This is a genomic window from Pseudomonas sp. 478, assembly GCF_003254125.1.
Taxonomy (GTDB): domain Bacteria; phylum Pseudomonadota; class Gammaproteobacteria; order Pseudomonadales; family Pseudomonadaceae; genus Aquipseudomonas.
Map to the genome: position 1 here is coordinate 307850 of NZ_QKZG01000003.1, position 12698 is coordinate 320547.

Consider the following 12698-nt stretch of genomic DNA (forward strand, 5'->3'; position numbering starts at 1 on the left):
ATATGGCTACCACCACCCTTGGGGTCAAACTTGACGACCCGACCCGCGAGCGCCTCAAGGCCGCCGCGACCTCGATTGATCGCACGCCGCACTGGCTGATCAAGCAGGCAATTTTCAATTACCTGGAAAAACTCGAGGGTGGTGCAACCCTGACCGAGCTGAGCGGTTTGATCAGCAAAGATGCTGACGACGCCGGCGAAGTACACGCTGACCACGCGCATCAGTGCTTCCTGGAGTTCGCCGAAAGCATCCTGCCGCAATCGGTCCTGCGCGCTTCGATCACCGCCGCTTACCGTCGCCCTGAGCCGGAAGTGGTGCCGATGCTGATCGAGCAGGCTCGCCTGCCGATCGCCATGGCCGAAGCCACCAACAAGCTCGCCGCCTCGATTGCTGAAAAACTGCGCAATCAGAAAAGCGCTGGCGGCCGTGCCGGGATTGTTCAGGGCCTGTTGCAGGAATTTTCCCTGTCGTCCCAGGAAGGCGTGGCACTGATGTGCCTGGCCGAAGCGCTGTTGCGCATCCCGGACAAAGGCACCCGCGACGCGCTGATCCGCGACAAGATCAGCACCGGCAACTGGCACCCGCACTTGGGCAACAGCCCGTCGTTGTTCGTCAACGCCGCCACTTGGGGTTTGTTGCTGACCGGCAAACTGGTCGCCACCCACAACGAAGCCGGCCTGACGTCGTCCTTGAGCCGCATCATCGGCAAGAGCGGCGAGCCGATGATCCGCAAGGGCGTCGACATGGCCATGCGCCTGATGGGCGAGCAGTTCGTCACCGGCGAAACCATCGCCGAAGCCCTGGCCAACGCCAGCAAGTTCGAAGCCAAGGGCTTCCGTTATTCCTATGACATGCTGGGTGAAGCCGCACTCACCGAGCACGACGCCCAGAAATACCTGGCCTCGTACGAACAAGCCATCCACTCGATCGGCAAAGCGTCCCACGGCCGTGGGATTTATGAAGGCCCGGGCATTTCCATCAAGCTGTCGGCACTGCACCCGCGTTACAGCCGTGCGCAGTACGAGCGCGTGATGGACGAGTTGTACCCGCGCCTGCTGTCGCTGACCCTGCTGGCCAAGCAATACGACATCGGCCTGAACATCGACGCCGAAGAAGCCGACCGCCTCGAGCTGTCGCTGGATCTGCTGGAGCGCCTGTGCTTCGAGCCGCAACTGACCGGCTGGAACGGCATCGGTTTCGTGATCCAGGCTTATCAAAAGCGTTGCCCGTACGTGATCGACTACGTGATCGATCTGGCTCGTCGCAGCCGTCATCGCCTGATGATCCGTCTGGTAAAAGGCGCGTACTGGGACAGCGAAATCAAGCGCGCCCAGGTCGAAGGCCTGGAAGGCTATCCGGTCTACACCCGCAAGGTGTACACCGATGTTTCCTACATCGCCTGCGCTCGCAAATTGCTGTCGGTGCCGGAAGTCATCTACCCGCAATTCGCCACGCACAACGCCCACACCCTGTCGGCCATTTACCACATCGCCGGTCAGAACTATTACCCCGGCCAGTACGAGTTCCAATGCCTGCACGGCATGGGTGAACCGCTGTACGAACAGGTTGTAGGCAAAGTTTCCGAAGGCAAGCTGAACCGTCCGTGCCGCGTGTACGCACCGGTCGGTACTCACGAAACACTGCTGGCGTACCTGGTGCGTCGTCTGCTGGAAAACGGTGCGAACACTTCGTTCGTCAACCGCATCGCCGACCAATCTATTTCGATTCAGGAGCTGGTGGCCGATCCAGTGGCCAGCATCGAGCAGATGGCGACGCTGGAAGGCGGCTTCGGCCTGCCACACCCGCGTATCCCGCTGCCGCGTGATCTTTATGGTGCCGAGCGCGCCAACTCCAGCGGCATCGACATGGCCAACGAACATCGTCTGGCTTCGCTGTCCTGCGCACTGCTGGCAACCGCTCATAACAACTGGAAAGCCGCGCCGATGCTCGGTTGCGCGTCCAGCACTGAAACCCCGGCTCCGGTTCTGAACCCGTCGGATCTGCGCGACATCGTCGGCCACGTACAGGAAGCGACCGTCGAAGACGTCGATAACGCGATCCAGTGCGCCCTGAACGCTGCACCGATCTGGCAGGCCACTCCGCCCGCCGAGCGCGCCGCAATTCTGGAACGTGCCGCTGATTTGATGGAAGGCGAGATCCAGCCGCTGATGGGCCTGTTGGCTCGCGAAGCGGGCAAGACCTTCGCCAACGCCATCGCCGAAGTACGTGAAGCCGTGGACTTCCTGCGTTATTACGCGGTGCAGGCCCGCAACGATTTCACCAACGACGCCCACCGCCCATTGGGCCCAGTGGTGTGCATCAGCCCGTGGAACTTCCCGCTGGCGATCTTCAGCGGCCAAGTCGCTGCGGCACTGGCTGCCGGCAACCCGGTTTTGGCCAAACCTGCAGAACAAACCCCGCTGGTAGCTGCTCAAGCCGTGCGCTTGCTGCTCGAAGCCGGGATTCCGGAAGGCGTGGTGCAATTGCTGCCGGGCCGTGGCGAAACCGTTGGTGCTCGCTTGGTCGGTGACGATCGGGTTAAAGGCGTGATGTTCACTGGCTCCACCGAAGTTGCTCGTTTGCTGCAACGCAACGTCGCGGGTCGTCTGGATGCACAAGGTCGCCCGATTCCGTTGATCGCCGAAACCGGCGGCCAGAACGCAATGATCGTCGACTCTTCGGCACTGACCGAACAAGTTGTGATCGACGTGGTGTCCTCAGCCTTCGACAGCGCCGGTCAACGTTGCTCGGCACTGCGTGTGCTGTGCTTGCAGGAAGATTCCGCTGACCGTGTCATCGAAATGCTCAAAGGTGCCATGGCTGAATGCCGTCTCGGCAACCCGGAACGCCTGTCCGTGGACATCGGCCCGGTGATCGACGCCGAAGCCAAGGCCGGTATCGAGAAGCACATCCAGGGCATGCGCGACAAAGGTCGCAGCGTGTACCAGGTGGCAATCGCCAACACCGAAGAAGTCAAACGCGGCACCTTCGTGATGCCGACGCTGATCGAACTGGAAAGCTTCGACGAGCTGCAACGGGAGATCTTCGGTCCGGTGCTGCACGTGGTTCGCTACAAGCGCAAAGACATCGATCAGCTGATCGGTCAGATCAACGCTTCCGGTTACGGCCTGACCTTGGGTGTGCACACTCGCATCGACGAGACCATCGCCAAGGTGGTCGACAACGTCAACGCCGGTAACGTCTACGTGAACCGCAACATCGTCGGTGCTGTGGTCGGCGTGCAGCCGTTCGGTGGCGAAGGCTTGTCGGGTACGGGTCCGAAAGCAGGTGGTCCGTTGTACCTGTACCGTCTGTTGTCGACACGTCCTACCGATGCAATCGAACAATCCTTCGCTCGTGGTGATGCCATCGCGGCACCGGACGTTCGTCTGCGTGATGCCATGAGCAAACCGCTGAAGGCTCTGCAAGCCTGGGCCGACAGCAGCAAGCTCACCGACCTGAGCACCCTGTGCGTGCAGTTCGCGGCGCAATCGCAAAGCGGGATCACCCGTCTTCTGGCGGGCCCGACCGGCGAACGCAACAGCTACGCCATTCTGCCGCGCGAACACGTGCTGTGCCTGGCGGAAGTCGAAGGCGATCTGCTGACGCAACTGGCGGCGGTATTGGCCGTCGGCGGTTCGGCGGTATGGCCGGAAGCTGAATTGACCAAGGCGTTGTTCGCACGTCTGCCGAAGGACATTCAGGCGAAGATCAAGCTGGTTTCCGACTGGAACAAGGACGAAGTGCTGTTTGATGCGGTTCTGCATCACGGTCATTCCGATCAGTTGCGTGCGGTCTGCCAGCAAGTGGCCAAGCGTGCCGGCGCGATTGTCGGGGTTCATGGCTTGTCGCAAGGCGAGACCAACATTGCGCTGGAGCGTCTGGTGATCGAGCGGGCGTTGAGCGTTAACACTGCTGCGGCGGGTGGTAATGCCAGTCTGATGACTATCGGCTAAACCGCAACAAGACCAGGCACCTGCAATAGGTGCCTGGTTCGCAATATCCCCTGTGGGAGCGGGCTTGCTCGCGAAGGCGGAGTGTCAGTCGACATCCACATTGACTGATCCACCGCCTTCGCGAGCAAGTCGAATCGTCGCACCGCCGCCCCCACATTTGATTAGCGGTGCCCGCACCGCACCATCACGCTCATCAATCATCCTGTTCAGCCTTTATTCGCACGCCTAGACTCGGTCCATTCCAAAAAAAGGTAGGCCGCCATGTCCGAGACGTTGCTCAGTTCCCGCAATCTGGCTTTCGAGCTGTATGAAGTCCTTGATGCCGAGGGCCTGACCCAGCGTGAGCGTTTCGCCGAGCACAACCGCGAGACCTTCGACGCCGCCATCGGCACCGCCCGCACCATCGCCGAGAAGTTCTTCGCCCCGCACAATCGCAAGGGTGACGAGAATGAGCCGCGCTATGAGGACGGTCAGGCAATTCTGATTCCGGAAGTGAAACCGGCGGTCGATGCCTTCCTTGAAGCCGGTTTCCTCAACGCTGCGCGCAGTTTCGATGCGGGCGGCATGCAACTTCCTACGCTGTTGTCCCAGGCCTGCTTCGCACATTTCCAATCCGCCAACGCGGCGTCGACTTCTTATCCGTTCCTGACCATGGGCGCGGCGAACCTGATCGAAAGTTTCGGCACCGAGGAGCAAAAACAGCGCTTCCTGCAACCGATGATCGACGGTCGTTTCTTCGGCACCATGGCGCTGACCGAACCCCATGCCGGCTCGTCGCTGTCGGATATTCGTACCCGCGCAGAGCCGGCGTCTGACGGCACGTATCGACTCAAGGGCAACAAGATCTTCATCTCCGGCGGTGATCACCCATTGTCGGAAAACATCGTGCACATGGTGCTGGCCAAACTGCCGGATGCACCGGCCGGGGTGAAAGGTATTTCGCTGTTCATCGTGCCCAAGTTTCTGGTCAACGATGACGGTAGCCTGGGCAAACGCAACGATGTGTTGCTGGCCGGGCTGTTCCACAAGATGGGCTGGCGCGGCACCACCTCCACCGCGCTGAACTTCGGCGATAATGGCGAGTGTGTCGGCTACCTGGTGGGCAAGCCTCATCATGGCTTGAGCTACATGTTCCAGATGATGAACGAGGCGCGGATCGGCGTCGGCATGGGCGCGGTGATGCTCGGTTACGCCGGTTATCTATATTCCCTGGAATACGCCCGCGAGCGGCCGCAGGGTCGCGTGCCGGACAGCAAGGACCCGAACACCGCGCCGGTGGCGATCATTCAGCACGCCGACGTCAAACGCATGTTGCTGACTCAGAAAGCCTACGTCGAAGGTTCGTTCGACCTGGGGCTGTACGCGGCGCGGCTGTTTGACGACACCACAACCCTTGAGACTGAAGCCGAGCGCAAACAGGCCCACGAACTGCTGGATTTGCTGACACCGATCGTCAAATCCTGGCCGTCGGAGTTTTGCCTGAAGGCCAACGAACTGGCGATCCAGATACTCGGCGGCCATGGCTACACCCGCGAATACCCGGTGGAGCAGTATTACCGCGACAACCGTCTGAACCCGATCCACGAAGGGACTCACGGCATTCAATCGCTGGACCTGCTGGGCCGCAAACTGGCGCAGAACGGTGGTGCGGGGCTCAAGCAATTGATCCGTCTGATTGCCGATACCGCCGAGCGCGCTCAAGCGTATGAATCGTTAACCGCGCTGCGTGAGCCGCTGGAGAAATTGGTGGCGCACCTGCAAACGGTGACCATCGGTTTGCTGATGGATTTGGCGCAAGGCAAGGTTAATAGCAGCCTGGCGAACTCGGCGCTGTACCTCAAAGTGTTCGGGCACACGGTGATTGGCTGGCGCTGGCTGGAGCAGGCGATTCGCGCGCAGGAAGGGTTGGCCAAAGGGAATGCGGCGGATGTGAGCTTCTATAAAGGCAAGCTGCAGGCGGCGCGGTATTTCCTGACGTGGGAAGTGCCGGGTTGCCACCATGAACTGGCGATTCTTGAGGCGCGGGATGATGTGTGTCTTGGGATGCAGGATGAGTGGTTCTGACTAGAGCCTTGTGGTGCTGCTGACATCCATTCGCGAGCAAGCCCGCTCCCACAGTTGACCGTGTTCCAATGTGGGAGCGGCGGTGCGACGATTCGACTGCTCGCGAAGGCGCCCGTACAGACAACTCATTAGCTCAACTTGAACCCACCTACTTGCCGCGCCAAATCATCCGCCAACCGCTGCAACGTCTGACAATCCTCACGACAAGCCCTGACCTCCCCGGCGGTGGCACGGGCCAGGTCAGAAATCCCCTGCACATTGCGGTTGATCTCTTCCGTCACCGCCGACTGCTCTTCCGTCGCCGCCGCCACCTGATGGTTCATGTCGCTGATGCGCTCCACCTGCCCGGTAATCGCCGTCAACGACACCCCGGTGCGTTGGCTCGACTCAACGCCCGTGCCAGTCGCCGCTTGCCCGGAATGCATCGACGACACCGCGTTCTCCGCGCCTTGCTTGAGGCTGCCAATCATCTGCTGAATCTCATCAGTCGACGATTGCGTGCGCCGCGCCAACGTGCGCACCTCATCCGCCACGACCGCAAACCCACGCCCCATGTCCCCGGCCCGCGCCGCTTCGATGGCCGCGTTGAGCGCGAGCAAATTGGTCTGCTCGGAAATCCCGCGAATCACCGCCAGCACCTGATCGATGGAGGCCACCTGATGGGCCAACTCGCCCACCGCGCTGGCCGCGAGGCCAATCTCATCGGACATGCTTTCAATATGCCGGATCGACCCGCCCACCACTTCCCGCGCCTGCATCGCCTCATCCCGGGCAGTTTGTGAAGCCACCGCGGCATTGCCGGCGTTCTGGGCGATTTCCTGCACCGTCAGGCCCATTTCGTGAACGGCGGTGGCGACCATGTCGGTCATTTCCTGCTGACGGCCGGAGCGTTCAGCGGTGTTGTCCACTACCCGCGCCACTTGCCCGACGGCCGTGCGTAAACGCTCGCTGGTGGTCAGCACTTCACCGATCATGTCGCGCTGACTTTCCAGGAACCGATTGAAGCCGCGAGCCAGGTCACCCAATTCATCGGCGCGGCTGGAATCTAACCTGTGGGTCAAATCTCCACCACCGCTACCGATGGCTACCAGCGCCGCTGTTACCTGACGGATCGGCCGCACCAATCCACGGGCCAACAACACCACCAGCATCAGGCAAACCAGCGCCACCGCCAGGCCAATGCCGCTGCTCATCCACATCGCGCGGCGGGCTTCGGCGTAGATCTGCGACTGTGGCACTTCGGCCACCAGGGTCCAGCCCAAGTCCCGCAACGGCAGACTCAATGCCAGAAAATCTTCGCCATCGCGATCGAAGCTGCTGTGGGTGGCAGCCTGTTGGCCCATGACGGCTTGCGCTGCCGGGGTGCCAATCTGTTCGGCCAACGTGCGTTTGCCGCTGAACTGCGCTTCGGGGTGAACCTGGATCAAACCGTCGGAACGCACGAGATAGACCTTGCCGCGCTCACCGAAGTTGAAGTTGTGGATCAGCTCCGACAGCTCTTTCATGCTCAGGCCAAGCCCGGCAACACCCACGACTTTGCCGGCCTGCTCGACCTTGAGGTCGATGAACAGCGCCAATTCTCCGGTCGCGGTGTCATTGTCGATATTGAGGGTGCGCGGCTGGTTGCTGTCGAGAAACGAGTAGAACCAGGCGTCTTTGGGGTTGGAACGGCTGAGGGTCCGGTCCAGGCCTTTTTCCGTGAAGTAATGGTTTGAAGCCGTGCCGACGATCAGCGCGGTAAAGGCTTTGTGCTCGGCGCGGATGCCTTCCAGATAGGTGACGAAGGTGTTGGTCTGGGCACTGTTTTCACCCCCGGCCAACCAGTCGCGCACCATGCTATTGCTGGCGATGTCCTTGGCGGCAGTGAGGGGTTGAACGAGGATTCGCTCGATGTCGTTGCGCATCGCTTCGATGCTCGACGGTAGCGCTTGCTCGACCAGATAGCGCTCGGCGAGGCGATTGACCACGAGGGTATAAATGCCAACCACGATCAGAATACTGACCAGCAGGGCGGTGCCCATGCTCAGGATCAACTGCCATTGAATACTGCGTCGCCAGAACTGCATGGAGCACCCCCAAAGAATAAGAGGCTGAAACACTGCAACAGCCGTGCCGATTGTATACAACGCAAACGACAATTTATTCTTTGGTTGTGCGCAAAGCCGATCAGGCCTGATTGATCGTCTTGGAGATCACTTCAACCGTGGCGCTGACTTGCTCTTGGTAACGGTCGAGTTCCTGCTTGTGCTGCTTCTGCATTTCGATCTGCTGGGAGCACAGATTCATCGCGGCCAATACCAGCAAGCGGTCACCGATCAGCGTCGGGTACTTCCTTTTGGTGTCGGCCAGGGCAGCCTTCAGCATTAACGCGGCGTCCAGCAGGGTTTGCTCTTCCCCGGCCGGCGCCTTGATCGAATAGTCCTCCCCCAGGATCGAGACGACTTTTACCCCTGCGGCGCCGTGATTCATGCGCTGACTGGGCCGGCGCTGACGCGCTCAACCAAGGCCTGGATGCGTGCAGCGGTGGCACCTTGTTTCTCTTCCTGTTCCATCAGGCTCAGTTGCAGGCTTTCGTTTTCATCCTTGGCCTGGGCCAGTTCTGCGCTCAGGGTTTGGTTGGTGCCGAGCAGGGTCTGGTTCTGTTGCACCAGGTCGCTGACCAGCTGTTCCAATTGGCTTAGGGATGCTTCCAACATTTTGATTTTCCAAGCATTTTCAAAGGGCGCGTACGATAAAGAAAAGTCACCATGGATGCCAGGGTTATTGGGGCGCAAGGCCTTGATTTTCCTGGCGGGCGACCTTCCTCGCGAGCTTTAAAGACTGTGATTGGCGGATCTGGTTCCTGCACTTCGTCGCCGGAGCGGTTGTGCGACAAAAACCCGCAGGGGCTCAAGACTTTAGTCATATGACCGATAAGTCATCCATACGTCAGTCTCAGCGCCGCACGGATGCGCTCTTTTCGGTAAACACCATGTCCCTTCGTAATATGAATATCGCGCCACGGGCGTTCCTCGGTTTTGCCCTGATTGGCGGCCTGATGCTGATTCTGGGTGTGTTTGCCTTGAACCAGATGAGCAAGATTCGCGGCGCCGGTGAAGACATCGCCTCCATGAGCGTGCCGAGCATCAAGAGCCTCGACGAATTCACTCAGCTGACCCTGCGCCTGCGGGTGCTGTCCTACCGTTTGCTGGTGAACCGCGAGCCGGACGTCCAGCAAAAGACCATGGATCTGCTGGAAACCCGCAATCAGCAGATTCGTGCCGCTCAGGCGACTTACGAAAAACTGATCACCAGCCCGCAGGAACGTTCGGCCTACGACCAGTACGTGCAGTTGCTCGGCCAGTACCGTCAGATCGAAGACCGGATGAAGACCCTGTCGCGCAACAATCAGGTGGATGAACTGCGCACCCTGCTCAACACCGATCTGCTGACCAACTCTGAAGCGGTGAACACCGTGTTGAACCGTTTGCTGGAGATCAACACTCAGCAGACCCTCGACACCAATCAACAAGCCGCCGACCAGTACGCTTCGGCCTTCAACCTGGTGATCACCCTGCTGGTGATCGCGACCGGCCTGACCCTGCTGTTCGCCTGGTTGCTGACCAACAGCATCACCAAGCCGATCGCCAACGCCCTGAGCGCTGCCGAAGAAATTGCTGAAGGCAACCTGACCCGCCCGATCACCGTCGATGGTGAGGACGAAGCCGGCCGCTTGTTGCTGGCCATGTCGAAGATGCAGGACAAGCTGCGCGACACCCTGCAACGAATTTCCGGGTCCGCCACGCAACTGGCGTCCGCCGCTGAAGAACTCAACAGCGTCACCGACGAAAGCGCCCGTGGCCTGACCCAGCAGAACAACGAAATCGAACAAGCTGCCACCGCAGTCAACGAAATGACCAGCGCCGTGGAAGAAGTCGCGCGCAATGCCGTCAGCACATCCGAAGCTTCGAAAAACGCCACCACCTCCGCCGGTGATGGCCGTGACCTGGTGCAGGAAACCGTCAGCGCCATCGAACGCATGAGCGCCGACGTGCAGAGCACCGCCACCCTGATCGGCGACCTGGCCAACGAGTCCCGTGACATCGGCAAAGTGCTGGACGTGATTCGCGGCCTGGCTGATCAGACCAACTTGCTGGCACTGAACGCGGCGATCGAAGCCGCCCGTGCCGGTGAGGCCGGTCGTGGTTTTGCCGTGGTGGCGGACGAAGTCCGTGCCCTGGCGCATCGCACCCAGCAGTCGACCAGCGAAATCGAACGCATGATCGGCAGCATCCAGAGCGGTACCGAACACGCGGTGGATTCGATGCGCAACAGCACCGAGCGTGCTGAGTCGACGTTGAACATCGCTCGTGGTGCAGGCATGTCGCTGGACACTATTAATAGCGCGATCGTCGAAATCAACGAACGCAACCTGGTGATCGCCAGCGCTGCCGAAGAGCAGGCGCAAGTGGCCCGTGAAGTGGACCGCAATCTGGTGAACATTCGCGATCTGTCGGTGCAGTCGGCGACCGGGGCGAATCAGACGAGCGCTGCCAGCAATGAGTTGTCGCGATTGGCGCTGGACCTGAACAACATGGTTGGGCGGTTTAGCCTCTAAAGAGCACCGCGAACTCTGTGGCTAAGGGATTTATCTGTGGCTAAGGGATTTATCTGTGGCGAGGGGATTTATCCCCGTTCGGCGGCGAAGCCGTCGCAAGACCTGTTTGCGGGGCATGCCTGAAAGAACGCAGGGGGCCGCTTCGCAGCCCAACGGGGATAAATCCCCTCGCCACAGTGATTGCACCCGGAGCTGCGGGTGTCATCTGCTTGCTGCAAAAGCTTTTTGACAGCATCACATTTCAACAGGTTAGAATCGCTGGCACGTAGACTGCATGGTCAGTTTGCGCCCGCCTTTCAGCTTTCTGGAGTACTGCCTTTGAATGCGACGACCATCAACAGCCTGTTCTTGATCGGCGCGTTGCTGGTAGGTGCAAGCATTCTGGTGAGCTCACTTTCATCACGCCTCGGTATCCCGATTCTGGTGATCATCCTCGCGGTGGGCATGTCGGCCGGCGTCGATGGCGCCGGCATTATTTTCGATAACTACCCAACGGCTTATCTGGTCGGCAACCTCGCGCTGGCCGTCATCCTGCTCGACGGCGGCTTGCGCACCCGGGTTTCCAGCTTCCGCGTGGCGTTATGGCCGGCGCTGTCGCTGGCGACGGTCGGGGTGTTGATCACCACCGGGCTGACCGGCATGGCCGCCGCGTGGCTGTTCAACCTGAACCTGATTCAGGGCCTGCTGATCGGCGCTATCGTCGGCTCCACCGACGCCGCGGCGGTGTTCTCGCTGCTCGGCGGCAAAGGCCTGAACGAACGGGTGACCGCCAGCCTCGAGATTGAGTCCGGCAGCAACGACCCGATGGCGGTGTTCCTCACCGTGACCCTGATCGACATGCTCGCCAGCGGCCAGACCGGTCTGCATTGGAGCCTGCTCGGGCACTTGATGCGTGAGTTCGGTATCGGTGCTGTCATCGGCCTGGGCGGCGGCTGGGTCATGCTGCAACTGGTCAACCGTATCCACTTGGTCACCGGCCTTTATCCGATCCTGGTCATTGCTGGCGGACTGGTCGTGTTTGCCCTGACCAACGCCCTGCACGGCAGCGGTTTTTTGGCGGTTTACCTGTGCGGCCTGGTCATCGGCAACCGCCCGGTGCGCAGCCGCCACGGCATTTTGCACATGCTCGATGGCATGGCCTGGCTGGCGCAAATCGGCATGTTCCTGGTTCTGGGGCTGCTGGTAACGCCCCACGACTTGTTGCCGATTGCCCTGCCCGCTCTGGGCCTGGCGCTGTGGATGATTCTGTTTGCGCGGCCGTTGTCGGTGATCGTCGGCCTGCTGCCCTTCAAGGCGTTCCATGGGCGCGAGAAGGCGTTCATTTCCTGGGTCGGGTTACGCGGCGCGGTTCCGATCATTCTGGCGGTGTTCCCGCTGATGGCTGGCCTGCCCAACGCCCAGCTCTATTTCAACCTCGCCTTCTTTATCGTGTTGGTGTCGCTGCTGGTGCAGGGCACAAGCCTGCCGTGGGTGGCGAAGCTTTTGAAAGTGACCGTTCCGCCGGAGCCGGCACCGATCTCCCGCGCCGCCCTGGAAGTCCACGTCACCAGTGAGTGGGAGCTGTTCGTTTATCGCCTCGGTGCCGAGAAATGGTGCATCGGCTCGCCCCTTCGCGAACTGAAAATGCCCGAAGGCACCCGCATTGCAGCCCTGTTTCGTGGCCAGCAACTGCTCCATCCGTCGGGTAGTACGGTGCTCGAAGTCGACGATTTGCTGTGCGTCATCGGCCATGAACACAACCTTCCGGCCCTCGGAAAACTCTTCAGCCAGGCACCGCAACGGGGCCTCGACTTGCGCTTCTTCGGCGACTTCGTACTCGAAGGAGACGCCCAGCTGGCGGCGGTTGCGGCGCTGTACGGGTTGAAAGTGGAAGGCATCGATCCGGACATGTCGCTCGGCCACTTCATTGCCCAGAAAGTGGGCGGTGCCCCCGTAGTCGGTGACCAGGTGGAGTGGAACAACACCATTTGGACCGTCGCGGTCATGGAAGGGAACAAGATCGGTAAAGTGGGCGTCAGATTCCCCGAAGGAAGTCGCCCCGGCCCGGGCTTGTTCCTCTAAACTCCATTCTTCGTCTCGCT

Annotated in this window: 7 protein-coding genes and 2 pseudogenes; 5 read left to right on the forward strand and 4 right to left on the reverse strand. The window is 60.5% G+C overall.

Annotated elements, in window-relative coordinates:
• The first annotated feature begins 2 nt into the window (after positions 1–2).
• Both putA and DFS28_RS08240 read left to right on the forward strand, forming a co-directional pair.
• Positions 3–3956, forward strand: coding sequence for a trifunctional transcriptional regulator/proline dehydrogenase/L-glutamate gamma-semialdehyde dehydrogenase (putA, locus tag DFS28_RS08230; protein ID WP_111449333.1), 3954 nt, complete (start codon positions 3–5; stop codon positions 3954–3956).
• A 261-nt stretch (positions 3957–4217) separates the two neighbouring features.
• On the forward strand, positions 4218–6020 hold the full coding sequence (locus tag DFS28_RS08240) for an acyl-CoA dehydrogenase (protein ID WP_111449334.1): 1803 nt from the start codon (positions 4218–4220) through the stop codon (positions 6018–6020).
• Positions 6021–6148: 128 nt separating this feature from the next.
• Here DFS28_RS08240 and DFS28_RS31105 read toward each other — a convergent pair whose 3' ends face one another.
• The 4 genes and pseudogenes from DFS28_RS31105 to DFS28_RS08255 all read right to left on the reverse strand — a co-directional run bounded on the left by DFS28_RS31105 (position 6149) and on the right by DFS28_RS08255 (position 8716).
• The gene (locus tag DFS28_RS31105; protein WP_371922128.1) at positions 6149–6994 is read right to left on the reverse strand and encodes a methyl-accepting chemotaxis protein; all 846 of its coding nucleotides are present in this window, start codon (positions 6992–6994) and stop codon (positions 6149–6151) included.
• Positions 6995–7015: 21 nt separating this feature from the next.
• Positions 7016–8086, reverse strand: a pseudogene (locus DFS28_RS31110) (cache domain-containing protein); the annotation flags it as partial.
• A gap of 100 nt (positions 8087–8186) precedes the next feature.
• Entirely contained in the window at positions 8187–8489 is a 303-nt protein-coding gene (locus tag DFS28_RS08250) for a cell division protein ZapA (protein ID WP_008149648.1), read from the reverse strand.
• Positions 8486–8716: a hypothetical protein gene (locus DFS28_RS08255; RefSeq protein WP_008149645.1), complete on the reverse strand. Its 231-nt coding sequence runs from the start codon at positions 8714–8716 to the stop codon at positions 8486–8488. Before DFS28_RS08255 ends, DFS28_RS08250 begins: the two co-directional genes overlap by 4 nt.
• A 290-nt stretch (positions 8717–9006) precedes the next feature.
• On the opposite strand from DFS28_RS08255, the pseudogene DFS28_RS31115 reads away from it, so the two are divergent.
• The 3 genes and pseudogenes from DFS28_RS31115 to DFS28_RS08265 form a co-directional block, all read left to right on the forward strand.
• Positions 9007–9762 (forward strand): annotated as a pseudogene (locus DFS28_RS31115) (MCP four helix bundle domain-containing protein); the annotation flags it as partial.
• A complete protein-coding gene (locus tag DFS28_RS31120) occupies positions 9754–10617 on the forward strand; it encodes a methyl-accepting chemotaxis protein (RefSeq protein WP_371922129.1) in 864 nt (287 codons plus the stop codon). The pseudogene DFS28_RS31115 and the gene DFS28_RS31120, both read left to right, overlap by 9 nt.
• 318 nt (positions 10618–10935) lie before the next feature.
• Positions 10936–12678, forward strand: coding sequence for a potassium/proton antiporter (locus DFS28_RS08265; RefSeq protein WP_111449337.1), 1743 nt, complete (start codon positions 10936–10938; stop codon positions 12676–12678).
• Positions 12679–12698: the final 20 nt, after the last annotated feature.